This window comes from Lysinibacillus sp. NPDC093688, from assembly GCF_050280145.1.
In the GTDB taxonomy this organism is placed as follows: domain Bacteria; phylum Bacillota; class Bacilli; order Bacillales_A; family Planococcaceae; genus Lysinibacillus; species Lysinibacillus xylanilyticus_B.
Genome location: NZ_JBNNUX010000009.1, coordinates 128,229 through 152,334, shown reverse-complemented (window position 1 = coordinate 152,334; position 24,106 = coordinate 128,229). Strand labels below are relative to the sequence as shown.

Sequence of the window (24,106 nt, the reverse complement as noted above, 5' to 3'; positions counted from 1 at the left end):
GAACTTGAAAAAGCTGCCGCCTGCAAAATACAGACAGCAGCTTCAAAAAGTTGCCTAGCTTTTTTCAAAATGTCCTTTACAAAGGGTACACTTTATTGATCAATCTTTATTCAAAGCGATAGCTTTTTAAATGCAGCAATAACACTATATACTTTCCTTGATTTTTGATGAATATGTAAAGTACACTTTACGTTAAATGAAATTCACATTATAAAGAGGGGTTTAGTTGAAAAATAATATTAAACAATTGAGGGAACAATTTGATTTAACTCAAGAAGATTTAGCTAAGAAAATAGGTGTTTCTAGACAAACTATTATATCTTTGGAGAAAGAGCGCTATAGTCCTTCAATTATTCTTGCTTTTAAGTTGGCTAAATTATTCAATTGTCAGATTGAAAATGTCTTTATTTATGAGGAGAATTGACTATGAAAAAAATTTGGTTTTAAATACTAGTAGGAACAGTCGTATTGCATATTTATTTTCGGGTATTGTTTGTACAGTGATAGGTATATACATAAACATTCCAGCGATTACATCTAATTATTTTTCTGAAAGTTATATATTATTAGCGATTGGAATTGGCCAAATTATGCTTGCATATGTGGCTCCCCATATATTTCCGAACGATGAACGTTCTGAAAAAATTGTTGGTAGAGCTATGTATATAAATTATTTTGTATTATTTATCATGTTGTTTGTTTTATATTCACTTATTAGTTCGGATATTTGGATTTTGAGTGGAGTTCAACTTTTAATTATTATATTTTCTGTGATGGTTATATCAATTCCGGCTACAATGATTATTTATACTAAAAAATATTAATAAAGGTTTGAAACAAGGAAACACCTATTCGGAAAATGGGAACAGTAAGTTCTTTAGGCATAATTATATGCAAGATGTTATACACGTGACAGCTCGTAAAGCAGATATCTCGTGATTCTAACGAAAAGGTAATAAAGACAGGGATTTTATCAATCCTTGATAAAAGAATCGAAAGGAAGGTACAAAAAAGGCCACTCATTTAAAAGTGACCTTTTTGAGATATCCTTAGTACTCGCTGTACTGAAAATGAATGAACGAAAATAATAAAAACTCCATTAAATTTTATTCCAGATGACCATAAATTGAGCTGCTTCAGATTCAAGTGCAATTAGATGATCTTCAGTAGAGGGTTCCTCTGAAATCAATCGTCCTTTTTGAACGTTTAAAATAGCAGGTTTTATATCAGGAGAATGCTCAATGGTGAAATCTGATTGATTTAATAATGTTAAAGATGAGCGACATTTATTTTTGTCAATTCGTTCGTCTTTCCCTTTGAAATATAACTTGATTAAGTGTGGAACACCATCAATCTTTAATCCAAGTTCTGGTGATGACCGAACAGTTAAATAGTCGCTATACCAATTGGATTTACCTGGTTCAAACCATTCAATGTCTTTATTTTTAATAAATTTTAGATGTGCTTTGACTGCTTCCATGTAATTTTTTTGTTTAGTTTGAGAAGCATTGTTAGCAAGTTCAAGCAGGTAATCGTTACTAAATTCTTTCTCGTGAAATTTTCGAATACCATCCCGTAAAGGTTTCCAGTAATCAAAAGCTGGATTGTATTCATCTTGATATTTTATTTGTCTAACCATTGAGGTTTTACCAGTAACGCCTTTGAAAGTAAAGTCTGTAAATTGTGTAAGACCGATAGATACTTTTTTTGAAGACATTCTTAACAGCTCCTTATATAAATTAACGTCTTTGAAAACCACTGTATTCACAACAAGTCAAATAACTGAAGTACTGACGAAAGTTAAAACAATTCAAAGCCATTCATCAAAATGATGAAAGTAGTCTAAAATATGCATCTGTTTTATATCTCTAGACTGAAAAAGGAGCATGGCTACATGCTAGATCGCTAAACACGATCACGTAGCGGCTGCCAAGATGTGTGGAATAGTGTCTTTATATGGTGGATTTCATGAAAATAATCAAGCAGCTATCGGTGCTGTGGGAGTTAAATTGATCATAGAAGAGTATAGTAGCGAGTGTCTGAGTATATGACATTATTCGTAGTTTAGAAGCATGTTAAATTGATGACATGGAAGTGTGGAGCTACCTGCAACAGTTAAAGGTGCCAAATGTTCAAAATGAAAAAGTTATCGTCAATGATTGGTATAAGAGGTGGGTCCAGAGGATGGCCGAGATCAAAAATATAAAGTGATATGTGGGTTAATCATTATAGCATTGGTGTACCAATAATTATTACATGCCGGCAATAAAAAGGCTGCCTAACAGTTACCTGTTAAACAGCACATGGATATTGTTAATATAATACAAAAAACAGGAAAAATCAACAAGTTTTTCAGCGTTTATTTTGTTCTTGATAAGTGATTTACAAAGCTTGACTGGAAATGAATATTTTCACCAGTAAAAATGTAAGTCACTGCGTCAACAATCTCTTAAGAACAATTTAACGAATAAAGTGGCGGTGCGGACGTCGAAATTTGACGTGAATAAATGATTGAAGTTCCATTTTTAGGAATGATAGAATAAGTATAGAGTAAGTGAAAAAAATTAGTAAAGTAAAAAATGACTGAGACTAGGTACTTCCATACGTTAATCAAAGATGAAGATTTTAGTTAATGGGTTACTTTTCATTTTGACAAAATTAGTAGTAAAACTAGACACTTAGTGAGATAAGAATGGAAAAAATCTATTAAATTGGAGGTTATAGTTCTATGCCCTTATTCAAATACGGCGTGTTAAAAGGTAAAGTTGTTGACGTGAGACCTGTGGATTCATTTGACAAAACCCCTCATTACGAAGTGCATATTCGGGCAACAAAGAAGGACAAAAGTGAAGAGAATTATAGGATTGCCATCAATGTTGCGTCTAAGGTAGAACCATCAGAAGTCCTGTATTTTGTGAGCGAAGATTTTAACTCGAATCAAATAACAATTATTCCTAATTACGAAGAAGGATTTACCGAAGTAACTAGTGAAAATCGTGAAATTGCATTAGATTATATTCGTGGTGGCTTATTTGATCCCTCAAAAATGATTCCTCTCCCTGCAACAGAAAATGGGCCAGACAATGACTTAAATGAGAAAGTGAATAAATATATGCAAGAGGCTATGACTAAAAAAGCTACAGTTTACGCCTACGGAGAAAAATTTAAAACTGAAGATAAAGTAGATAAATATTTCGGCTTTTCTCCAGGTAGAGGCATTCATGATATTCATATGAATCAAGGAAATAGTAGGGATTTTAAGAGAGACGACGGGATCTGGCAAGATGGTGGTGTACTCATTCATTTTGAGGAAGAAAACAGATGGGTTGGCATATTCCTTGCATTCCAATCGCAGTCTTGGTGTACAGATGACCATGGACATGCTACGAAGCCAGTTAGTGTATGTAACCATACAAATAGAAAATCAGCCATAGAAATTTAATATTTACAAAATGAATAAAGCCCAGAAACTCAATTAAATTTTGAGCCTGGGCTTTTTGTATTTGCACAATATTTATCAAAAAAATTTTAAATGAATAATCCCTGGTTGGGGGTTTAATGTAATATGTTCAATGATACTAGTGGGGTAGTTATCATATGGGTAGGGGTGATAGAAAAGGAACAAATATCAGCAAATAAAAAGAGGTTGTATAGAGTTGTATAAATGGAGAAACAACATAACGAAAACAAGTAAACGCGGCATTAAGCTAGCGTTATTTTTTATGTCTTCTATAGATAATTGTGGAGGGATTTTATTTTGCAATTAATAAAATGAGGATGAGGATATGATTGAATAGTTACAACGTTTTTTAAAATCAGATAGTACAAAGTTAATAGATATAATTTAGCGTTAATTTTTAAGTGTCAATATAATTGATTAAGAAGGTAAAGTTCCGTAGTTGTACGAAAGCGATTTTTGGAATTGCTTGAATGATGATGACAAGAAGATAGATCCATTTAATGATTTTTACAAAGGCTTAATCCGACGAGAGGGGAAATGAGAAAATGACTTATATTATAGAAAAAAAGTTAATGTCAGGATTGCCGAACTTAGCTTTAACTGCAGTTAAATATGTTATTGCTCATGAATCTGGCAATCCGAATAATGATGGACCGAATGCTTTGGAAAACGAACTAGCATTTATGGAACAAAATAAAGCCATTGCCTTTACTTCTCACTGGGTAGGCGGTGGTGGACGGATCGTGCAAGTCGCGCCAGTTAATCGTGTGCAATATGGCTGTGGTCCTAAAGGTAATCCACTTAGCTATGCACAAGTAGAGTTGGCACGAACAAATGATAAGGAACAATTTAAAAAGGATTATGTTGCTTACATTTGGTTACTAAGAGAACTTGCAAAAGAGGCTGGTATACCTATTGTACTTGATAGTAGTGGCAATGGTATTAAGTCGCATCGTTGGGTCGCAGATACTTTAGGCGGTACAACTCATAATGATCCATTTCCGTATTTACAAACTATGGGAATCACAGATGAACAATTCAAGTTAGATATTAAAAATGGTTTGGAACAACAACAACAAACAGATAAGGATGATGACATAATGCGATTTACAAACGAAACTACAAAAGCGGCAGTACGTGATTTCATCAAACAATCTGTAGATAAAAAGCTGATTGATAAGTCATGGCTAGATAAATTTGAACAAGGAACTTTGACAGGTGGCGATTATGAAGGACTAAAAATCATCATTGCACAGCGTAGCAGCTAACAGCAAAGCCTAGGTACTCAATTCATTTTGAGCCTAGGCTCTTTTGTATTTCCATTCGGATCAAACACAGGTTGAAGAATTATTTTTAAGTCATAAAACAATGTCGAGGCGTTCATCGATAATTAATTTTGAGCTGGTTTTTTTTTGTTTTTATTTATCAAACGGTCTATATTTGTTTGTGCTTAATCTGTAGGTGCATTATTTTTTGAAATCTCAAATTTAAAATTAATATCTTAATTAGATATCTTTTAAAACAGCATCTATTAATCGTCGATCTTGTTTATATTTTGCTCTGTTTGGTTGACCTTCGGCTCTAAGTATATCTAATGTATTTAAGTTTGCTATAACAGAGAAAAGAGTACCAAAACGTTGTTCTTTTAGATTTAAACAAACATGACCCTTGGTTTCTGACATAATTGATTGTGCAATGGTAAGATCCATATTATGTACGTTGTGTTTAAGACGAGTATCTAATGTTTCAAAACGTTCTTTTGATTTGCTCCAATTCCAACTTTCAGTTAAAGATGTACTTTCATGATGGTTTGTACAATGAATGTAATTATTAATAGGAAGGCGTACTTGATAACGATCAGGAGTAACCTCTACAACTGCCATATTCCCTAGGGGATCTGCTAACAAATAGTTATTAGCCACCGAACTCGGGAATCTTTTTAACACGTCTATTCCTTCCTCTACCGTACAACAATTTTCTAAAATATATTTAACAGCAAAATAAAAATTCAGTCCTGGTTTAATTCCATCATAAGGAACGGATGAAATCCCTACAAATAAACCGTGTTCGTTTATACCATCAACTTTTCCAATAAAGCAATCTGATTGACCAAGGTATTTATTTTTATTATCAAAACAAACAAGTGAGGACTCAGTAATATTTTTTAGATTAAAGAGCATATCATAATTTCGGCCAATAAACATTTCTTTTCCGTTAAAGGCGGAGAAAATGCTACATTGACCTGCCAATTCGAATACCCCAATACTTAAGAGAAACGAACTTACTTCTTCAAAAGTAGAATGACAACCTTCGGCAAATCCTTGTATCTCTTTCGCAATATTGGGATCAAAATCTGTAAGAATAAGTTTGCAAGACTCTCCGAATTTTAATTTTTCTTCCGTTACTTTCGGAAACCTAAAACCGTTTTTGTAGAGAATTTCTGCATAATGCTTTCCTGCCTCATAAGAATTTCCTTTTAATCTTGGATGATACATCGTAATTCCCTCCATTTATTTTATGTATGTAAAAAGAATAAACTCTCCAGTAGGGGGAGAGTGTACCCTGTTTATATAATTTTTTAGATCATAAGGTCTGTATTTTGTTTGAAGAACTTTAGCTGTTTCTTTGTTAATTTTCCGATTGTGTATCAAAATCCTATTACACAGTCAGCCATTTCCGGTCTATGATTAACCTAGAAGGTGGTGGTAAAAGATGGGGAGTAATTTAGAACAGATTAATATAAATTTTTGTGAACAAAACGGAGATGTAATTATGACGTATGACATCAACGAATCTCTATCAGCATTGATTCCGAACGTTGGTGATGTAGTTAATATTGATGGTAATTACAGGGCCGTGAGTGAAAGAGCTTTTACTTACAGTCCAAGAAGTATCATCGTTACAATCTATTTAGAAGAATTATAATCAGGATTTTCAAAGTCACACTCAATATGAGTTGTGGCTTTTTATTATTCCTTTAGAGGTGATGTTTGGATGGCTAAATAAATATATGGCTTAATGTAATCTTGCAAATGGTTGTTCATACTATTGGAATTTATAAAGTTTATTAATCACCGAATCAATTACGTGAGGAAAATTAAGAAGAAAAAATGAAAGAAAATGATTATGGGATATTTGTATAATTTTGTTATAATGATACGAATAAAGTTCTTTTTCACAAGATTCACGATAAAAATAGATCGTAATTTAAGAAAATATGGAGTATCCCAGGAATGTCCATTTGAAAAAGATAGGAGTGGTTAAATTGAACAAGCGGTTTACCTTTACAGTGTTACTAGCCATTGTATTTGCTCTTACGTCATTATTATTATATGCACATGTAAAAACTCAGGGTGAAGAAATTTGGAACTATAAATACGACTTTTTTTTAGGGACGGGAGATTTAATAGATAATTATCAATTTATTTTAGATTTTGAGAAGAGCTATTTAACAGAAAAGGATATTGATAAAAAGGAGCAAATGGTGGAGAATCATGCTAATCTTCTATACTTATTGGATAATCATGCAGATACTGAGAGTGCTTTATTATATAAACAAGTAAATGTAGATGTATTTATAGAGTTAAACTCAAATGTATTAATTGAGGCTTTAGCATTCCAAAGTTCATCATCCGATAATGAAAGACAGACTCACGTCGAAAAGTTGGAAGTAGCAATAGCGAGATTTAAAAAATTTATTGATGATGGTATGAAAGCAAATAATGTATGTATTTCAGAATCTTGTATGGAATGAATTTTTATTAGGAACGTTCAAATAAAGGAAAACACTTTAATTGGACTGCAACCGAATTATGGTGAAAATTTTGGCGGGAAAAAGTAAGTGAAAAAGAATATGATTTAAATCAAAAGTATAGGAAGGACCAGGTGCTCAATTAAGTGAGTACCTAGTCTTTGGGTTTTTATTCACCTTGCAATTCTTTTTCTCGAGCATTTATTTGCTGCATTAATTCAGATAAATCTTCAAGTTCGCAATATTTATTAATGTAAGTTTTAGCTGCACTCTTTGCAGACTGTTTACGTGTCTTTTCTCGATTTTTTTCTCGATATGCTTGTGTTGCACGTTTCTGCGCTTCAGATGTTTTCTGCTCAGCCATTTAATTAGTCGCCTCTTTTCGATAGGAATGTGTGTTATAGGATAAATAATACTAACCATAATCTCGAAACTGTTAAGCCAATCCACTTGATTACACTCATTGAATTAAAATCCAAGTCTACTAAATAGATCGCTACAATGATGAACACTAGCCAATCAGTCGATAATATCAAGTGAGCGCTTGATTCCTGCAATGATGAGAACGTTTCTCTATTTATTTAACTATTTTACTAAAAATCTTCATGAAAAAAGCCACTCATTTGAGTGGACTTATTTCTTTGCTTCTTCAATTAAGCCTAATTCTTGTTTAATTGTTGTAATCCCGACAATCCCTTGTAATAATTGACTATCAGAAGCTGTAATATCAGATTTTATCTTATCCATCTGAGAAGGAGAAAAGTTGCTTTCATCGAACATTTTCATAGCCTTTTCAGCAGCCATTTGTCTTGAAGCAGCTGCATATGTTAACTGATCCATAGCATCTTTAACTTCTTTTCGCTGCTCCTTACTTAAACCTTCAACTGGCACAGAATTCTCGAGAGTTAACTCTATATATCCTGCCTTCAAGGCTTTCATATTATCATAAGCTGTGTATACATCTTTACTACCATTGCCTATTGCTTCAAAAGTTGGTTTCCAATATGTATTCCATAATTGATCATACGATTTGGTCCACTCGTCGATGGCTGGTTGAGTGTTTTTAATAAAATAATCTTTTTGTTTAGCAAGTTTATCATCGGAAGATTTTGCTTCTTTTGTAGTTTCTGCTGTAACTTCTTTTGTTTTTTCTTTACTGCCTTTATCAGCCTCTTCACTTATATTTGTAGCTTGTTTAGAAGAATCTTTATCCTCTCCACCAAAACAAGCGCTAATTAAACCACCAAGTATTGCCAATAGGATGAATAGTGTTAGACAACCTTTTAAACAACCACCTTTTTTGGTAGGTTCTGCACTTTTGTTTTTTACTGCGTTTTCTTCAGACATCTAGAAATCTCTCCTCTCATTACCATTTTAGGTAATTTTGAGGTAAAAGTACATGTAAAAAACAGGGAAATGCTAATTAATACCTATTAAATTAGTATCTGCTAAATTGTTAGTACAGATAAAATCCATTTTATAGGTGTATAACAAGCATTAATCAAACGAACCTCTGTTACACAAAAAAGTCACCAAAATCATGAAAAAGTCACATTTCCCCCGAAAACCCATGAAATCAGTCAAAAGGCAAGTCTTTGTACATTCATGAAAAACCTTGCTATAATAACCTTTGCGAATACATATGAAAGAGGGTAAAAGCATGAACGCTTACGATGAATATATGAAACAGGTAGTGAAGCCGATGCGCGAGGAGCTAGTGGAGGCTGGATTTACGGAGCTTACAACTGCTGACGCGGTGAATGAGTTTATGGCGGAGGCGAAGGGGACTTCGTTAGTTGTGATTAACTCGGTTTGTGGTTGTGCGGCAGGGTTGGCGCGTCCGGCTGCTCGTGAGGCAGTGGAGGCGGTTAAGCCTGATCATCTTGTGACTGTTTTTGCGGGTCAGGATCCTGAAGCGACTGTTGCGATGCGTGGCTTTTTTGAGGATGTACCACCAAGTTCACCTTCAATGGCGATTTTAAAGGATGGGGAATTGGCATACTTTATTCCACGTGAACAAATTGAAGGGTTCCCTGTGGAGCAAATTGTTACACATTTAACAGGTGTTTTAGAGCAAACATGCGAGAAGTAAAGACTATTGTTACGACAGCGGGCAGACCAGACGATTTATCGTTGGCGCTCGCTGCTTTTGCGTGTGAACAATTAGATGCTTCGTTTGAGCCAAGAAAAAAGCGTTCTGTTCGGAAGATTTCACAGGAACTGCATGCACATGTAATTGTTGCTGGGAAAAATCGTTTTGAGTATTATGCTTTTGGTGCCAATGAGCCGTTTTTCTTCCATCCGAATTCAGCGGCGTTTCGCTTAAAGCGTGTTGCCCGTGGGGAATCGGAGCCTTTTTTAGAAGCGGCACAGCTTGAAAAAGGAGATTCGGTACTTGATTGTACATTGGGACTTGCTGCTGATGCTATGCTGGCAGCTTATACAGTTGGCGAAGCGGGGCAAGTCGTTGGGCTCGAAGCGAATCCGAATGTGGCATTTATTGTTGAGCAGGGGATGAAATCCTACGATACGACAGAGCTACCGTTAACTGCATGTATGCGCCAAATAGAAGTGGTGCAGGCTGAGGCAATTAGTTATTTGAAAACTTTGCCGGACAATACGTTTGATGTCGTCTATATGGATCCGATGTTTGAAGAAATTATTGAAGAAGCCAATAATTTTGAAGCATTACGCTTAGCTGGGGAACATGTGACATTAACGGATGAATGGGTAACGGAGGCGAGTCGCGTGGCGAGAAAACGAGTAGTGTTAAAGGCTCATTTTCGCTCAGAATGGTTTGCCAAATATCAATTTCAGCAATTAACAAGAACAACTGCGAAGTTTCATTATGGTGTTCTAGATGTTGATGGAAGTAAAGATTGAGTGTTTTAAGAGGCTTGTTCATTGTGAACGGGCCTCTATTTTTTTATCAGAATTTCAAAATATGGTAATATAAAGCAGTGTTAAATTTTTTTTAAATTGGAGTGTTCTGGTACCTTTTACTTGAATTTTTGAAATTGAAAGATCTTTGATTCAATCAAATTTAAGGGGGATGTGTATGAGCCAAATAGAGGAGAAAGTCGAGCTGTTTTTGAAAAATCCATCGGCAGAAGAAGAAAGCTTTTGGGATAGCGAAGCATTAGTTTGGGTGGATTGGAAAGATTTTGACGAATCTATTGTTGAATATTTTAACGACTACTTACTTGGAGAAGATAAAATAAATGTAGAAATAGTTGAAAATGATAAGCCAAGGTGTGTTGATATTTTCTTAATAAAAGATGAAGTGAAGAAGGCGGTCCCATATGATGTAGAAAGAACCGATAGGGACACAACTTTGAAAACTGTGCAGGACTTTATTGCTCCGAAATATCAAATTCGTTGGTACATGGATTCGCTTGGCGGAGATACGTTGGCTTTTTGTTTGCTGCCAACTGAAAAGTGGTTGCGGTTAGAGAAAGAATACGGGGAAGAAAAAGTTACATATTATTTTGCGCCACTATTACACGATTCTGTTATGTTTGAAATGGATATAGACGAAATTTTTGATTTGTTGGAAAAAAGAAAGCAGAGTGTCCATTAAGGAAAGGGGATTTTGCGCATGGAGGCAGATAAAATTCCTCGTTAAGCTCGTGGTCCTCCACGGCCAATTGTATAGCTCATTTAAACTATTCATTCACAAGGAGAGATAAATATGATTGGTCCGGATAAAGTAACGAGAGAAGAAAGAATGGAAATTGCATATTCCATTGCCAACCAAGTTTTAGAAAGATATGGTTCGAAGGTGCAAGCAATTGGGATTTACGGTTCATTAGCCCGAAAAACAGATGGACCATTTTCGGATATAGAAATAAAATGTATTTTAAACGCTTTAGATGAAGGCTTTTGCTATGAATGGACAGCCGGAGATTGGAAGGCAGAAGTGAACTTTGACAGTGCAGAACATATTATCGAAGAAGCGACTACCGTTGACGAAAGATGGCCACTAACGCATGGACAATTTTTTAACATTTTACCTATTTATGACCCGAGGGATTTTTTCGCTGAACTAAAAGCAAAAGCTAGTTCAGTAGATAGCTCGATATTTAAAGAAGCAATCTGTCGAACTTTAGTAGAAGAAATGTACGAGTATATTGGCAAAATGAGAAATATTGAAATACAAGGTCCTCAAACATTTTTACCGATTTTGGCGATGGAAATTGCTACAGCAGGTGCGATGATTTTAGGACTACACAATAAACAATTTTTCACAACTTCTGCTCAAGTATTACCTGAAGCATTGTCGTTTACAGATAAGCCTGAGGGATTTGAGGTTTTATGCGAGTTGGTGATGTCCGGTAATCTCTCTGACCCAAAACAAATTATTGCGATTTGCGAGAACTATTGGGAGTCTTTACTAAAGTGGTCTGCTCAACAAGGGTATCAAATTGAATGTTCATCGGTTATACCTTGGTAACTTGAAATAGAAACTTTACTTTTTAAAAACCGTGTGCTATAATATGAATCGTGCTATTTTAGGTGGCATATTTACGTAATCTGGAATTCTGCTTTTTGTTTTTGAAGATACTTATTCACACTGGCGCATGCTTTGGGGCTGCAAGGACGCAAAAGAAGGTTGGGTTTGCGTTGCTTAAGTTAGAAGGCACACAGGTGGAATTTTACCGCGGTGATGAAATATATACGTTTCAATATAATATTCCCCAGATGATTGGGTTGAGACTTTACAATTTACGAAACATGTTACCTATTAAATACTAAAGGGGTGGCTTCGCAAAAGCGAGGCTGCCCCTTGTCCAATTTATTGGGAAGATCGAATATTTCTGAAGCGACGGATAGAACCGCTGAAGTGATGGATAGAAAAGCTAAAGCTGCGGATACAAAAGGCCAAATGATGGATAGAAAGGCCGAAGTCGTGGATAGAACAGCCAAAGTGATGGATAGAAAGGCCAAAATCGTGGATAGGACAGCCAAAATGATGGATAGAATCATCGAACAAATATATTGAAGAGCCTTCAGAAGTAGACAGACTATGTCTACTCTTTTTTATGTAATGAATTCCCAGCAGTTACATCTGTTATAGTTCTTTTTGATTATTTCTTCAAATAATTGTTCTAATATATTTGAACTTATGTAACAATGTTTATTAATATTCTTACTCTAGAATTATTTGGAGTATGTTTTCGATATTGACGTAGTGCAAATGTTACAATGAGATTGCCACCAATGAGTATTTGTTCGTAATATGTTCATTTCATAGGATCTGAATTCGGAATATTTCAACTATCGTGCGTTGAAATAAGTACTACCTAAACGTTGCGAACTAAAATTATAGGAGAAAATTGCGGAGGAATAGCTATGAGGTTAAAGCAGACATTATTGATGTTATTCAATCATTTAAAATTGGAACATTTATTTGAGGATACAGCTAAGTTTTCAGATGAAGATGAATGTAAGCTTTTGAATAAACTATACGGTTCGATGACATATCTAGAACCTTTAGGGGTGATTTTAAATGAATAAAGTTGGTATTTTGACAATCGGTCAATCGCCTCGTTCAGACATTACACCAACATTTACAGAAATATTTAATAAAGAGATTAATATTGTGGAAAGAGGAGCGTTGGATTCCTTAAACGAAGTGGAGTTACTAACCGTTTTAGCGAGAAATGAAAAGAACACATCTATTTCGCGATTACGAGATGGCAGATCCATAATTATTGATAGAAGAAAACTATTACCATTGTTAAAAATAGAATTATCAAAGTTAGAACAAGAGGTGGATATGGTTATCGTATTAAGCACAGATGATTTTCCGATTTTAACATGTGAAAAGCCCATTTTTTATCCGAATCGAATCGTCACAAAAATGATTAGTGCGATGGCCGATCAACCGAAGTTAGGTTTAATTATTCCGCTAGAAGAACAGAGAAGTACTATGCTTAAAAAGTGGAAAGATATTTCAGATGATATCACGATTGCTGTTGCTTCACCATATGATTATGGCAACTTTGAAGAAGCAGCACATTATCTTCAAGATTACCGAGTTGATCTAATTGTGTTGGATTGTATGGGATACAATGAAGAACATAGGGAGGTAGTGCGAAAAGAGAGTGGTATTTTAACCATTTTACCGCGTACATTAGTAGCGGGAATCGTGCTTGAATACTTATAAAGTAAGAATAAGAAGTATCGTTCTAGACTGTAGATACTATAGATAAATTTAGTCTACAGTCTTTTTTTGTTTTGGGGAAATCATCCACTTTTTCTTATTCCATTCGTTGTAAGGAAAGGGACTGTGAGCTGCAGAATTAGACTTTCATCTTAAAAATAAATTTATTAGTTCGTGAAACATTAAGCAAAAATGGCGAGTCCCTTTTAACATATTCATGAGCCCATGTTTCTTTTCGCTTTGGTGAAACTGATGTTATTTCTGCTTTTTTCTTAACAACAACTAGCTAATCCAGCTCCAATCTCCCTATCAACGTCATTAGCTAATGAAACTATTTTTTCATTCAAAGTAGTGGTTATTCCGTCTACTTTGTTTTAAGGAAACAGATTACTTTTTCATTTAGTTTACAAGCGCTTTTGTATTTTATTGTTCATACAAGACCCTGTTTTCATCTTGTTTATTGTAGCCCAATAAGGTAACTATAAGAAAGCATTCATGTTCAAACGAGTTAGGCTAGGGTTGGAAAGGTTTTTATATGATTACCAGACTTGTTTCGACATATAATCTTCTTTAATATATAAATTAGAAGGGATGGTGGAATATGGTTAGTAAAATTAATACAGTTTTGGAATCGTGGTATATACTTGAATCTATTCAGCCAAAGGAATTACCAAAATTAGGGGGTTCGTTAGAAGGGAAATTATTTTTGCATCAGGAAAAAGTTCCTAAGATAGCACCTATTGAACTGTCGGAAAAACCTTGGAAGAAACATGTATTGAATGATGATAAGAAAAATAGTATACAGTTTCAATATTACATGAATTGCTATGAACAGTGGCAGTTGACAGAGAAGGTAAGAGCCATTTTTAATAGTGATGAGGAAATACATGTTAAAGACACTTCCCTAAAATACAGTTATACTTTCTCTGTTAATTATGAAGGGAAATACATAGAGGGCTCCTTATTTATTCCTTTTGTTCAATATCTGCTCAAAGCGCTTGAGAATGGTTCGAATTATGATAAAAATTTGGAACAGTATGAGGTCGTTTGTAGAAAAATGGAGGAAGAAGCTATTGCGATATTTACTGATGGTGTAAGTGAAGAAAAGATTCATGATATACAACATCAATACAATCAATACTTTAGAAAACCTTTTGAATATTCTTATCATCAATTACAGATTACAGTTTTAAATAAAAATAATAAGAATAAAAATGAACAGATGACTCGAAATAGTTTCTTTATTGAAGATATTGAACGAGTCTTACAGAATGGAGTCAATGCGACACTTAAAGACTTTATTGTAGGTAGTGAAAAACAGATTGATATTGACAACAATAGGGCGTTAATAGAACAAATTTTGCAACCTAAAAATTTACCTTTAGGAAGATGGCCATCTCCTGTTGCGCACAGACTTTCACTAATGCAACAAGTAGCTGTAAACAGAATCATTAATGGTGATGAAAGGCTTCATTCAGTTAATGGCCCTCCAGGTACAGGGAAAACGACGTTATTGAAAGATGTATTTGCGGATATAGTTGTCCAACGTGCGGTTGAAATGACTGCTTTTTCAGATCCGACAACCGCTTTTAGGAAGATAGGAATATTTGAATTAAACGGCTTTAAAAACAAAGTTTATGAAATGAATGAAAATTTAAAAAGTTACTCTATCGTTGTTGCGTCAAGTAATAATGGGGCTGTTGAAAATATATCTAAAGATTTACCTAAAAGAAAGGAAATTGTTAAACCTGAAAAAAATGATGCGGGAATTATTAAACCAGGAATAAAAAATGAATATGATCAGAAAATAGCTGAGTATCTTGAAGAGCTAGACTATTATCCTTCGACGGCTAAAAAGCTAATCAATTATGCGGATGAAACTTGGGGGCTATTTTCAGGTATATTTGGTAAATCAAAAAATATTGATAATTTTATTTGGGGTTTGCTAAAAGATGATGGAGATTTGTCATTTGTGAAACAATTACAGAGAGATAATGAAATGCTTTCTACAGATGATTGGCAAAAAGCTGTGGAAGAATTTAATACTCTGCTTCGTTCAATTGAACAGAAAAAAGATGATTTACAAAAATATATCGAATTAGATAGAGAACTGCAAAAATTAGAAGAAGAATTTAAAACATTGGAGCAAGACCAATCAAGGATAACAATCAATCTATCACTACTTCAAGTACAGCAAGAGGAAATAGCGGGTGAATTAAATTCTTTGAAAAAGCCTAATTTCTTCTTTCGAATTTTAGGTACAAAAAATCAAAATGAAAAAAATTTAAGGCAACAGCAAAAACAAATTGAACAAGATTTAATTGAATCGGAACGAATAGCTTTAAAAATAAGTAAATATCAAGGACTATTGAAAGATCAAAAAGAAAATATCCTCCAAGCAAGTGAGAAATTTAAAGCTGAATATTCGCAAGAAGAATTAGAATTGTCAACAGACGAATATTGGGAATTCAGTAATAATGATTACAGGCAACAAAAGGTGATTTGGCAAACGGATAAACTAAACTATGAGCGTGGCTTACTTTTTCTGAAGGCTATGAAAATTCATAAATTATTTTTAATAAAAAATCATCAGATTGTTAGTAGTTCATTAAGGCTTTTTGCTAATCGAAAAGCCCTAAACTTGAATAGTAGTGAACATAGAAAATATCTGAAAAATTTTTGGCATGTGATTCATCTAGTAACACCCTTAATTAGCACTACTTTTGCAAGCTTTGCAAATATGTATAAAGGAATCGAGCAAGATTTTATTTCTCATCTATTTATCGATGAGGCTGGACAAGCTAGCCCTCAACTAGCAGTAGGGGCACTGTGGCGATCAAAAAAAGCTGTTATCGTAGGTGACCCAATACAAATTGAACCTGTAGTGACTGTGGATGAAACATTATTAATGGATATTCGGAAGTGTTTTGCTCTCGAACAGCACTATATAGGTTACACAGCATCTGTTCAAAGTATTGCAGATATAGCGAATCCGTACGGCACTTTTAAAGACGAAGATAGAAGTCAATGGATTGGTATTCCGTTATGGGTGCATCGCCGTTGTTTAAATCCAATGTTTTCGATAGCTAACGATATTGCTTATGATAACAAAATGGTATTAGCCGATACAGATAAAGTCGGTTATAGTGGATGGATTGACTGTGTTGGAAAAGTAAGCACTGCTCAATATGTGAAAAAGCAAGGGGAGTATGTGGCACAAGTTATTTTTGATAAATACACAGAAAGAAACGGATTGCCTAACTTGTTTGTCATCACACCTTTTACAGCGGTAAAGGATGGATTAAAAAAGGCTATTCATCTAAAACTAAAACCACTGCAAGTTCCCAATTTGAGTGAATGGTTAGATGAAGCCGTTGGAACAGTTCACACCTTCCAAGGAAAAGAGGCAGATATTGTTTATTTTGTAACAGGAACTGATGAACAGACTGAAGGAGCTGCTAATTGGACGTGTTCAAAACCGAATTTATTGAATGTAGCTGCAACAAGGGCGAAAAAAGAATTTTATGTTATAGGAGATTTAAAAAGGTTTAGCAAGAAAAACTACTATGATAAAATTGTTCATTATATGGATTTGTACAAAAAGAATGACCCTTTTGAAAGTGAAAATACAATGATAGAAAAATCTTTGAATTAGAGAGATGAAAGTAAAATAGAACTTTCAACCAAAGAAAGATTTATCATTTTCCGACAGAAGACATCCTCTTCTAAGCGAAAGTGGGATAGTTCAACATATAAAATTACTATAGCTAAACAAAAAGTAGCACTTTCATATTGTTAAATAGATGATAAAAAGCATCCACTAAACAAGTGGGTGCTTTTATTGTACTGCCAAATAAAAAAGATTAAAGCGGATTAGCCTCAATCTTTTTTACATCATATGCATTAAAAGAAATTCAGAAATAATAGCAAAAACCTTGATAACACGGCATTATACATACGAATTGTGTTCTATATGCATTGTGACTAAATTAGTCCGTGTAACATTAAATGAATGATAAAAGTATTGATTTATCAACGTTTACACGACTTTTTAAATTAATTAGCCCCACTTTTAGCCCCAGTTCTGATTTCTAAACTTTTGCTGAACACTCACTCATTATGAGTTGCGGCTTTTTATTATGCCATGAGAGGTTGAGCATGAAATTGAAATAGGAAAATTTAAAAGGATCACCCGGAGGATAGTGACCCTTAATAATGATTTGGAGGTGTAAGGTTAAATTAGTATTACCTTACAATAGTTATGAGCATTATATGTGGTATTGGTGGTATTGGATATTAATAACATCTATTCATAAAACTAGTGCCGACAATAATCAGAAGAATGAATAGAACAACGACTAAAGCGAATGGGTTTCGTTCGCGACGCTCTTCGCGAAGCTCTTCGCGAAATTCTCCGCAGTATCCCATAAAATATCCCTCCTTTCTATAATCTATAATATGTATAGTTTTCAAAAGGGATTGCGATATTTATCTTAGGATGCGTTAGAAAAATGTTTAAAAATAAATATGTTAAAAATAGGTATACACTATCAAGAAAAAATAATAGATGTTAGCTAAGTCATATCCAATCGGGTATGGCTTTTTATTATGCATTTAACTATGAATTTTGGAGGATAAACCGCATAGAGAATGTCCTGTGCCTTTCTATAATTGGGTGGAATGGTGAATAGGCATGTAGCATGATTATGAATGCCGGATTAGGTTATTAGGTTACGTACTGATTCAAATGTCACCATTGTTTTTGGAGATACTTAGAGCGATTGGTAAAGCTATTTAAATATAAAATATCAGGTCAGTAAGTGGTTCATCTTCTGTACAGTTTAAACGGCATACAAGCTGACTCCAACACCCTAGAGTCAGCCTGTATATTTTCAATTAGCAATTTTATTAACAACCAACGATGGAAGTCTATAAAAGACGGATCCATCGCTTGAAGTGACCCTGATACTAAGTCTATCATCTTTGTTTAATCGTAGTTGTATTGTTCTTCCTACTGTGTTAGCCATTTCTAAGAATACAACGCCGCCAACTGAACTTGAAGCATCGACACTGATTTCAGATTCAAAAATGCTAGCAGTCGCAAGGGTTGAATCATTGATGAACAAACAAAAAAACACATGCGCAGGGGTAATTTCATTAGAATCGTTAAGAAGAAAGGCTGAGATGTCCATTCTGATTTCATATACGCCACTTATGGCAACTTGAAGATCAGTAGTATTATTAGGAACGGGAGCAGGATCTACATTGGCGAGAAGAAAGTAAAATACCAAGGGACATTAAGGAAAGAACAATTAAGAATGAGGAAAATAAAATATAGATCAAGGACACCCGAATTATTGGGCGTCCTCTTTTTTATATGGTGTGTATTCGATTAAATCAGAGATGTCGCAATCTAAAGCGATACATAGTGCTTCTATAGTATTTAGATCAATTCGTGTTACCTCAGTACGGTTACAATTTGACTCCGGAGGAATTTGAAGAATTATTTACAAAAGAATATCCTGAGGATTGGGAGAAATTGTGGGATCACTATAATAGGAGTAGTGAAGAAAATAAGAATAAACCGGCTAAAAAGAGAATACCGTTAACCCATCCGAAACAATCTATCCGAAATATATATAACGTGAGGATGAAAAAACATCAACAAGAATTATATTTACAACAAAGAAATATAGAACAGAATAACGAATAATTTAAACTTACTCGCCTTCCACAATTATCTGTGGGGGGCTTTTAAATATTTGTAAATTAACTGTGCTAAGCAGCACTATCTTTCAATTAATTAAGTTATTTTAATAATTGAACAACAAAAAAAGATTGAAGCTTATTAGCACCAATCTAATTATTTCATCTATACAAACATGCCCACCAAAGCGTTAATAATAAGTCCTGAATTTAGCCCAAATCAGCCCCAAATCAGCCCCGAAAATTAGCCCCAATTTTATGTTATTTAAAGTGTTTATATGCATTGTTGATAAAAAGAAAAAAGCCTACAGAATATTGATGTAGTAGGCTTTGTGGGAATTAATTATTGCACTTTGCAAAGTAATTTTATTAGTCCGTGAAGCATAAAGATGATAAATAACCTAACATTAATAAAAGACCAATACCCATTGTGATATCCATGCTCATGTTTTGTACCTCCTTTTAAAAAACGACACATTTATCCTACATACTGCGAGTAAATGCCCTATTAATTAGTTTGGGGCAACAGGATGATGGTCATACAAGCGTCTTCCCAGGATGTGAAGTTTTTACTTTATACATAAATATTGTACAATGAATTTTAAAATTATGAAACCTTTTATAGGTCTTATGCGTATATATTAGTAATAGATTTACCAATTTGTACATAAAGAGAAGGTGTTAATTAATGAAGAAATGGATTCAAAAAAGTATCGTTATTATGGTTGCGTTTTTAACATTTGGATTAATTACGCCAACACATGAAATATGGGAAGCATTTGATCATAATCCATCAAATCGTGCATCTATCGGACCATCACCTGGGACAAGCACTGCAGAAGCGGCTGCTCTTCCGATAGAACAAACAGAAATACAGGAAGACCCTATTGACTACAGTACATTGCTCGTTGATGCGGCGAAAGAGCAATCCTATGTGAAATTCGGCACAAAAATTGGCCCGAAAATTAGTAATGAATTTGACGCTATTATCTTCCCTAAAATGGAGGAAGCCATTGCAATGACAGTAGAAGGCTTAGACGATGCATCATTAGCATCCTTAACAATTTCAGAAAAGCCAAGTGGTAACTATGGCGAGAAAATTTTTAATATTACTAGCAATGAAACAGGCATGGATTTAATTCGCTTCCATGTCCGCACAGAAAAAAGACCACAGGATGGCTATTATTACAACTTCCACTACCACAGTGCCGAGGACGACTTTATGGCACACAATAACTTAGGTGATATATACTGGGAGAAAAACACACCTCCGAAGTGGTTGTCCTAAAAAACAAAAAACACTCGTTTAAAATACGAGTGTTTTTTTGTTTTAAAATATTGATATTTAATTGAATCCTGTACTTAACAGTTTTCCCATACGATAGCTGCCCAAGTAACATCCCTAATGATCGTTTCAATACTACTTGTTGAAGATACTTGAAGTCGATAGGTCGTGTTACATTCGCATTGACGAGGTTTATCACAACACTTGAAATGAAATGGAAGGTCTATCGTTATAGAGGTATTAGGAGGGATGGTTACATCTTGACCATAATTAAAATTATGTCTGCAAACTTCTTTTCCAAATTCATCGATAATGCGAAATGTTAAATTGAAGATTATTGTTTCGTGATCAGGAGTGGCAGAGGTGTTCAAGAATGGCAACGAAACAAGTCCAGTTACTTCATGTAGAACTTCTGAACAGTTTTCTTGGCATATTTCCAAAGTAGCGACAGTTTGCCAAAAATCTACACCTGGGAGAACATCAACATTAAGCACTCCATTATCTGACGTACAAAATAATTTAGATTTATTAAAGCCGCAATTGCATGTGTTACACTGCAAGGGACACTCCTGTGGCGGTGGTGAAGGTACTATTGGTGTTGGGCAATGTGTAACTTGAGGAACTTCACTGCATTGAAATCTAAAAGAACTCATTTATTTAACCTCCCGAATTCTTACTCTTGATGGAATACCACATTTTTTACAATGTTCGCGTGAATAATTTTTTTCACGTGGATTCAAAACTATACCTCCTAATTTGTTTTCTGTAGATTATTCAAATTGGGTTTTTTTATTTGTGTGTTTGTAGATATAATTCAATACTAAATGAGTAGATGGCATTGTTGGTAGTACAGTCTATTGCTCAAATGACAGGTGATTTAGATAAGGCAACAGACATAGCATTCTTGCTTAATAATGCTTTTATAGCGTCCGGTTCGGATATAGCTAATGCTGAACGTGGACTTGATCAGTATGTGAAAATGTTGTCGAAAGGGAAAGTAGAGGCGAATAGTTGGAGCACCTTACAGGAAGCTATGGGTTTTTTTAGCTCCAAATAAAAGTTTTTTAATCCCTGTTTTACATAGTTTGATTTTGATAGTTCCATTTTTGCGTTGATAGATCGATGTTATAAGTAAGTTTAGATAGAGTATCCATCACACCAAATTAATTTGGGAGAAAAATATACATCACCGAAATGGTAACCTAATAGTCACGAAACACTCGTTTAAAATACGAGTGTTTTTTGTTTGTAATATAGATGAAGGAAGGATATGGGAAAGGATGTTTCTCAAAATGTACCTCAAATTTCATCAGTTAAATAAGATGCGTGTGCTTCATCTGTTTCAATAGTATATAAATTTAAGAAGCAAGCTCCCATCCACTATATTTACACACAAGAATAAAGTGGTGCTCTTTCTACAACCGTCTATACATTTGTTTTTTTATTTTAATAAAATATACAGAAAGTAATATTTTTTAGGGGGTGATTCTATGTCAAACCAAACATCAACAAGTCAAAATAGAAAGTATACGATTACCACAGGACCATTTCTCGTTCCATTGGATGCTGCATTTGGACAGCCTAATAATCGACTTGTGATTCTTATTAAAAATCCTACAAGCAAACCACTAGAGGCTAATGTTGTGATTGAATATTGCCCTTCTTTACAGCTTTCATCTGAAGGGATAACACTTCCTTTTATAACTAATCAGAAAGAAAAACCTTTTCTAGAAGGTCTTCCGTCAACTGTTATACCACCAAGGAGTTGTACTCGATTGGAATTCGATATTAGTTCTCTTGTAAATGGAAACCTTCATGTTAAATCTACAGGCGATTATTTAGTAGGAGAACGCCCATTACTTGGAAAACTTGAAATCGAAGTGGTTGGCGGATCCGGCCTTACTAGTCCTACAAATCCTGGCCTTACTGCTGCTGATCCTTCCATGGTATTCCATTATGGTGATATGAAGGTTATCCTTTAGGAACGTTAGATTTTATAAATAAATCATAAACTGAGTACTGCTTGCGATAGAAGCATGTACTCGGTTTCATTTATTGATGATTAGTTAGTGAAAAAAGTAAGAGATAAACTAGAAAACCTTCATTTTTTCAGTCGAACGATTGATGTAGAAAGGTATTCCTTTTAATAATATATTTCTTAACTATATGGTAACAAGGAGAGTATTACATAGACTTAGAAGCGGAAATTAAAAAACAGGGGGAAACATACATTAAAAGAATTGTTGGAGTTGAAAAGGGAACGTATGTTTGGTAATGTGGAACATAAATAGTAAAAGGGGGAGTATGATGAGTAATCGAAATCTTATACTTCGAAATGTAGTTGAAGATGATCTGCCTATTTTTTTTGAGCATCAACAAAACGTTGAAGCCAACTGTTTGGCTGCCTTTACTAGAAAGGACCCCGGCAATTGGGATAGCTTCATTATACACTGGAACAAAATTCTTACTAATCAAGATATTATTAAGCAAACGATTATAGTCGAAAATAACGTAGTTGGACATGTTCTATGCTTTGAACAGTTCGGAGAATCAGAAGTTAGCTATTGGATTGGAAATGAATATTGGGGAAAAGGGATCGCAACCAAAGCTTTACAGGAATTTCTAAAGCATGTCACTATTCGTCCCCTTTATGCTCGTGCTGCTAAAGACAATGTGGGATCTCTTAAGGTTTTAAAGATATGTGGATTTACGATTTCAGGCGAGGATATCGGTTTTTCTAATGCACGTAACAAAGACGTACAGGAGTTTATACTCACCCTCAATTAAAATTTAAGCCGAGGTATAATTGATTGCTTGGCTTTGTTATTTTTGCTTCGTTGATAATAAAAGTAAAACACAATCAGCTTCGATATGAATAAAGACTATCCAAAAAGCCTTCCCCGTAATGGAGAAGGCTTATTTTTATTACTGAGTGATGCGCTCGAAAAACGCTTTTGTTTTTTCTATATCCGTTACATGTCGATTGCATGTTTGGCTATCTGCGCAAATGTAATTACTATAATTTGTGAACGTTCCAACGACTTGCCCTTTTACAGACGTAGTAAATAAGCCAACATCAGAGTGGCGGTTACATAGTGCACATATTCCTTTCATTGTATTGTTAGAGAAAGTTCCTTTAATCGCTTTTAGCTGTTCATTTTGTTCCAGCACGACATATTTTCGATGTGTACCAGGATCATCCCAAGCTAAATAACAAATCTGCTGAAAATCCATGTCTTCAAGCTTCGGTAGCTTGAGCTTTTTTTCCTTTTTAAATAGGCTCTTCAGTGTGCTTGCAGTGACTGCTCTGAATGGGATAACGTATTGTTTTAATTGCTCTAAATACACTTCACCCTGTGCACGATCTGTCACTTTAAAAAGCTGTTCAATTAGCTGAGTTTCTGCAGTGGACAGCGATAATTTAGCTGTAATTTCGCTTTCAACAATACCATGTACGGCAAGGATTACGCTTTTATCATTTGTCGTTGCAAGTGTTTGTATAATTTTTTTCATTTGCTGCTCAAGTAAATGATAGTTTGCAACCGTTAAAAACGGCTGAATTGTTTGTTTTTCCATTTGAATTCACTCCTGAATAGTAGGCTTTTTTAATAAAGGTTACTGGCCTAAAGAGATCCTTCAATCTATGTTATATGCGTTAACTTTTCTAGACCTCTTTGACCTGTAAAGTGTTTGGTCTAGAGCAAGCATTACAAAAGAATGCGTCCATTTCGATTCCTC

Annotated in this window: 26 protein-coding genes; 18 read left to right on the top strand and 8 right to left on the bottom strand. The window is 34.5% G+C overall.

Annotated elements, in window-relative coordinates:
- Positions 1 to 226: 226 nt before the first annotated feature.
- Positions 227 to 424: a helix-turn-helix transcriptional regulator gene (locus ACQKN2_RS10135; RefSeq protein WP_427414863.1), complete on the top strand. Its 198-nt coding sequence runs from the start codon at positions 227 to 229 to the stop codon at positions 422 to 424.
- Positions 411 to 824: a hypothetical protein gene (locus ACQKN2_RS10130; RefSeq protein ID WP_427414862.1), complete on the top strand. Its 414-nt coding sequence runs from the start codon at positions 411 to 413 to the stop codon at positions 822 to 824. Before ACQKN2_RS10135 ends, ACQKN2_RS10130 begins: the two co-directional genes overlap by 14 nt.
- Positions 825 to 1,099: 275 nt before the next feature.
- Here the strand turns inward: ACQKN2_RS10130 and ACQKN2_RS10125 are convergent, their stop codons facing one another.
- The gene (locus tag ACQKN2_RS10125) at positions 1,100 to 1,717 is read right to left on the bottom strand and encodes a hypothetical protein (RefSeq protein ID WP_427414861.1); all 618 of its coding nucleotides are present in this window, start codon (positions 1,715 to 1,717) and stop codon (positions 1,100 to 1,102) included.
- Between the two features lie 1,011 nt (positions 1,718 to 2,728).
- On the opposite strand from ACQKN2_RS10125, the gene ACQKN2_RS10120 reads away from it, so the two are divergent.
- Entirely contained in the window at positions 2,729 to 3,442 is a 714-nt protein-coding gene (locus tag ACQKN2_RS10120) for a DUF2278 family protein (protein WP_427414860.1), read from the top strand.
- Positions 3,443 to 4,005: 563 nt separating this feature from the next.
- On the top strand, positions 4,006 to 4,728 hold the full coding sequence (locus tag ACQKN2_RS10115) for a peptidoglycan recognition protein family protein (RefSeq protein WP_427414859.1): 723 nt from the start codon (positions 4,006 to 4,008) through the stop codon (positions 4,726 to 4,728).
- Between the two features lie 237 nt (positions 4,729 to 4,965).
- On the opposite strand, the gene ACQKN2_RS10110 is transcribed toward ACQKN2_RS10115, so the two are convergent.
- Positions 4,966 to 5,955 (bottom strand): C45 family autoproteolytic acyltransferase/hydolase, encoded by a 990-nt coding sequence (locus tag ACQKN2_RS10110; protein ID WP_427414858.1) that lies wholly within the window; start codon positions 5,953 to 5,955, stop codon positions 4,966 to 4,968.
- A 277-nt stretch (positions 5,956 to 6,232) separates the two neighbouring features.
- On the opposite strand from ACQKN2_RS10110, the gene ACQKN2_RS10105 reads away from it, so the two are divergent.
- Positions 6,233 to 6,385: a hypothetical protein gene (locus tag ACQKN2_RS10105; RefSeq protein WP_427414857.1), complete on the top strand. Its 153-nt coding sequence runs from the start codon at positions 6,233 to 6,235 to the stop codon at positions 6,383 to 6,385.
- Between the two features lie 340 nt (positions 6,386 to 6,725).
- Positions 6,726 to 7,214: a hypothetical protein gene (locus tag ACQKN2_RS10100; RefSeq protein WP_427414856.1), complete on the top strand. Its 489-nt coding sequence runs from the start codon at positions 6,726 to 6,728 to the stop codon at positions 7,212 to 7,214.
- Positions 7,215 to 7,380: 166 nt separating this feature from the next.
- On the opposite strand, the gene ACQKN2_RS10095 is transcribed toward ACQKN2_RS10100, so the two are convergent.
- On the bottom strand, positions 7,381 to 7,575 hold the full coding sequence (locus ACQKN2_RS10095; RefSeq protein ID WP_427414855.1) for a hypothetical protein: 195 nt from the start codon (positions 7,573 to 7,575) through the stop codon (positions 7,381 to 7,383).
- A gap of 269 nt (positions 7,576 to 7,844) precedes the next feature.
- On the bottom strand, positions 7,845 to 8,558 hold the full coding sequence (locus ACQKN2_RS10090) for a hypothetical protein (protein WP_427414854.1): 714 nt from the start codon (positions 8,556 to 8,558) through the stop codon (positions 7,845 to 7,847).
- A gap of 313 nt (positions 8,559 to 8,871) precedes the next feature.
- Here ACQKN2_RS10090 and ACQKN2_RS10085 point away from each other — a divergent pair, with 313 nt between their 5' ends.
- The 8 genes from ACQKN2_RS10085 to ACQKN2_RS10050 all read left to right on the top strand — a co-directional run bounded on the left by ACQKN2_RS10085 (position 8,872) and on the right by ACQKN2_RS10050 (position 17,032).
- Entirely contained in the window at positions 8,872 to 9,303 is a 432-nt protein-coding gene (locus ACQKN2_RS10085) for a BrxA/BrxB family bacilliredoxin (protein WP_079560990.1), read from the top strand.
- A complete protein-coding gene (locus ACQKN2_RS10080) occupies positions 9,291 to 10,094 on the top strand; it encodes a class I SAM-dependent methyltransferase (RefSeq protein ID WP_427414853.1) in 804 nt (267 codons plus the stop codon). Before ACQKN2_RS10085 ends, ACQKN2_RS10080 begins: the two co-directional genes overlap by 13 nt.
- 175 nt (positions 10,095 to 10,269) lie before the next feature.
- Positions 10,270 to 10,791, top strand: a complete 522-nt coding sequence (locus tag ACQKN2_RS10075; RefSeq protein WP_427414852.1) for a hypothetical protein — start codon at positions 10,270 to 10,272, stop codon at positions 10,789 to 10,791.
- Between the two features lie 111 nt (positions 10,792 to 10,902).
- Positions 10,903 to 11,664 carry an ANT(4')-I family aminoglycoside nucleotidyltransferase gene (locus ACQKN2_RS10070; protein ID WP_427414851.1) on the top strand — a complete coding sequence of 254 codons (762 nt, stop codon included), beginning with the start codon at positions 10,903 to 10,905 and terminating at the stop codon, positions 11,662 to 11,664.
- A gap of 333 nt (positions 11,665 to 11,997) precedes the next feature.
- Positions 11,998 to 12,213, top strand: coding sequence for a hypothetical protein (locus tag ACQKN2_RS10065; protein WP_427414850.1), 216 nt, complete (start codon positions 11,998 to 12,000; stop codon positions 12,211 to 12,213).
- Positions 12,214 to 12,563: 350 nt separating this feature from the next.
- Complete coding sequence (locus ACQKN2_RS10060) at positions 12,564 to 12,728, top strand: hypothetical protein (RefSeq protein WP_427414849.1); 165 nt, start codon at positions 12,564 to 12,566, stop codon at positions 12,726 to 12,728.
- Entirely contained in the window at positions 12,721 to 13,380 is a 660-nt protein-coding gene (locus tag ACQKN2_RS10055) for an AroM family protein (RefSeq protein ID WP_427414848.1), read from the top strand. Before ACQKN2_RS10060 ends, ACQKN2_RS10055 begins: the two co-directional genes overlap by 8 nt.
- Positions 13,381 to 13,978: 598 nt before the next feature.
- A complete protein-coding gene (locus tag ACQKN2_RS10050; protein ID WP_427414847.1) occupies positions 13,979 to 17,032 on the top strand; it encodes an AAA domain-containing protein in 3,054 nt (1,017 codons plus the stop codon).
- A 641-nt stretch (positions 17,033 to 17,673) separates the two neighbouring features.
- Here the strand turns inward: ACQKN2_RS10050 and ACQKN2_RS10045 are convergent.
- Together ACQKN2_RS10045 and ACQKN2_RS10040 are read right to left on the bottom strand one after the other, a co-directional pair.
- Entirely contained in the window at positions 17,674 to 17,805 is a 132-nt protein-coding gene (locus tag ACQKN2_RS10045) for a YjcZ family sporulation protein (RefSeq protein WP_427414846.1), read from the bottom strand.
- A gap of 926 nt (positions 17,806 to 18,731) precedes the next feature.
- Complete coding sequence (locus ACQKN2_RS10040) at positions 18,732 to 18,872, bottom strand: helix-turn-helix domain-containing protein (protein WP_427414870.1); 141 nt, start codon at positions 18,870 to 18,872, stop codon at positions 18,732 to 18,734.
- Positions 18,873 to 19,771: 899 nt separating this feature from the next.
- Between ACQKN2_RS10040 and ACQKN2_RS10035 the strand changes: the two genes are divergently transcribed.
- Complete coding sequence (locus tag ACQKN2_RS10035) at positions 19,772 to 20,371, top strand: YpjP family protein (protein ID WP_427414845.1); 600 nt, start codon at positions 19,772 to 19,774, stop codon at positions 20,369 to 20,371.
- Positions 20,372 to 20,445: 74 nt separating this feature from the next.
- Here ACQKN2_RS10035 and ACQKN2_RS10030 read toward each other — a convergent pair whose 3' ends face one another.
- Positions 20,446 to 21,021, bottom strand: coding sequence for a hypothetical protein (locus tag ACQKN2_RS10030; RefSeq protein ID WP_427414844.1), 576 nt, complete (start codon positions 21,019 to 21,021; stop codon positions 20,446 to 20,448).
- Between the two features lie 185 nt (positions 21,022 to 21,206).
- On the opposite strand from ACQKN2_RS10030, the gene ACQKN2_RS10025 reads away from it, so the two are divergent.
- From ACQKN2_RS10025 to ACQKN2_RS10015, 3 genes are all read left to right on the top strand, one after another.
- The gene (locus ACQKN2_RS10025) at positions 21,207 to 21,425 is read left to right on the top strand and encodes a tape measure protein (protein WP_427414843.1); all 219 of its coding nucleotides are present in this window, start codon (positions 21,207 to 21,209) and stop codon (positions 21,423 to 21,425) included.
- Between the two features lie 433 nt (positions 21,426 to 21,858).
- Positions 21,859 to 22,350 (top strand): hypothetical protein, encoded by a 492-nt coding sequence (locus ACQKN2_RS10020; protein WP_427414842.1) that lies wholly within the window; start codon positions 21,859 to 21,861, stop codon positions 22,348 to 22,350.
- Positions 22,351 to 22,675: 325 nt separating this feature from the next.
- Positions 22,676 to 23,155, top strand: coding sequence for a GNAT family N-acetyltransferase (locus tag ACQKN2_RS10015; protein ID WP_427414841.1), 480 nt, complete (start codon positions 22,676 to 22,678; stop codon positions 23,153 to 23,155).
- Between the two features lie 138 nt (positions 23,156 to 23,293).
- Here ACQKN2_RS10015 and ACQKN2_RS10010 read toward each other — a convergent pair whose 3' ends face one another.
- Positions 23,294 to 23,944, bottom strand: coding sequence for a FusB/FusC family EF-G-binding protein (locus tag ACQKN2_RS10010; protein ID WP_427414840.1), 651 nt, complete (start codon positions 23,942 to 23,944; stop codon positions 23,294 to 23,296).
- Between the last annotated feature and the right edge of the window lie 162 nt (positions 23,945 to 24,106).

Bases quoted from the DNA above. Each gene is read 5' to 3' on its own strand.
- ACQKN2_RS10010 (WP_427414840.1), bottom strand. From the start codon at position 23,944: ATGGAAAAACAAACAATTCAGCCGTTTTTAACGGTTGCAAACTATCAT.
- ACQKN2_RS10030 (WP_427414844.1), bottom strand. From the start codon at position 21,021: ATGAGTTCTTTTAGATTTCAATGCAGTGAAGTTCCTCAAGTTACACAT.
- ACQKN2_RS10060 (WP_427414849.1), top strand. From the start codon at position 12,564: ATGAGGTTAAAGCAGACATTATTGATGTTATTCAATCATTTAAAATTG.
- ACQKN2_RS10110 (WP_427414858.1), bottom strand. From the start codon at position 5,955: ATGTATCATCCAAGATTAAAAGGAAATTCTTATGAGGCAGGAAAGCAT.
- ACQKN2_RS10080 (WP_427414853.1), top strand. From the start codon at position 9,291: ATGCGAGAAGTAAAGACTATTGTTACGACAGCGGGCAGACCAGACGAT.
- ACQKN2_RS10090 (WP_427414854.1), bottom strand. From the start codon at position 8,558: ATGTCTGAAGAAAACGCAGTAAAAAACAAAAGTGCAGAACCTACCAAA.
- ACQKN2_RS10075 (WP_427414852.1), top strand. From the start codon at position 10,270: ATGAGCCAAATAGAGGAGAAAGTCGAGCTGTTTTTGAAAAATCCATCG.
- ACQKN2_RS10015 (WP_427414841.1), top strand. From the start codon at position 22,676: ATGAGTAATCGAAATCTTATACTTCGAAATGTAGTTGAAGATGATCTG.
- ACQKN2_RS10105 (WP_427414857.1), top strand. From the start codon at position 6,233: ATGACGTATGACATCAACGAATCTCTATCAGCATTGATTCCGAACGTT.
- ACQKN2_RS10055 (WP_427414848.1), top strand. From the start codon at position 12,721: ATGAATAAAGTTGGTATTTTGACAATCGGTCAATCGCCTCGTTCAGAC.
- ACQKN2_RS10070 (WP_427414851.1), top strand. From the start codon at position 10,903: ATGATTGGTCCGGATAAAGTAACGAGAGAAGAAAGAATGGAAATTGCA.
- ACQKN2_RS10085 (WP_079560990.1), top strand. From the start codon at position 8,872: ATGAACGCTTACGATGAATATATGAAACAGGTAGTGAAGCCGATGCGC.
- ACQKN2_RS10020 (WP_427414842.1), top strand. From the start codon at position 21,859: ATGTCAAACCAAACATCAACAAGTCAAAATAGAAAGTATACGATTACC.
- ACQKN2_RS10125 (WP_427414861.1), bottom strand. From the start codon at position 1,717: ATGTCTTCAAAAAAAGTATCTATCGGTCTTACACAATTTACAGACTTT.
- ACQKN2_RS10095 (WP_427414855.1), bottom strand. From the start codon at position 7,575: ATGGCTGAGCAGAAAACATCTGAAGCGCAGAAACGTGCAACACAAGCA.
- ACQKN2_RS10035 (WP_427414845.1), top strand. From the start codon at position 19,772: ATGAAGAAATGGATTCAAAAAAGTATCGTTATTATGGTTGCGTTTTTA.
- ACQKN2_RS10115 (WP_427414859.1), top strand. From the start codon at position 4,006: ATGACTTATATTATAGAAAAAAAGTTAATGTCAGGATTGCCGAACTTA.
- ACQKN2_RS10045 (WP_427414846.1), bottom strand. From the start codon at position 17,805: ATGGGATACTGCGGAGAATTTCGCGAAGAGCTTCGCGAAGAGCGTCGC.
- ACQKN2_RS10050 (WP_427414847.1), top strand. From the start codon at position 13,979: ATGGTTAGTAAAATTAATACAGTTTTGGAATCGTGGTATATACTTGAA.
- ACQKN2_RS10130 (WP_427414862.1), top strand. From the start codon at position 411: ATGAGGAGAATTGACTATGAAAAAAATTTGGTTTTAAATACTAGTAGG.
- ACQKN2_RS10120 (WP_427414860.1), top strand. From the start codon at position 2,729: ATGCCCTTATTCAAATACGGCGTGTTAAAAGGTAAAGTTGTTGACGTG.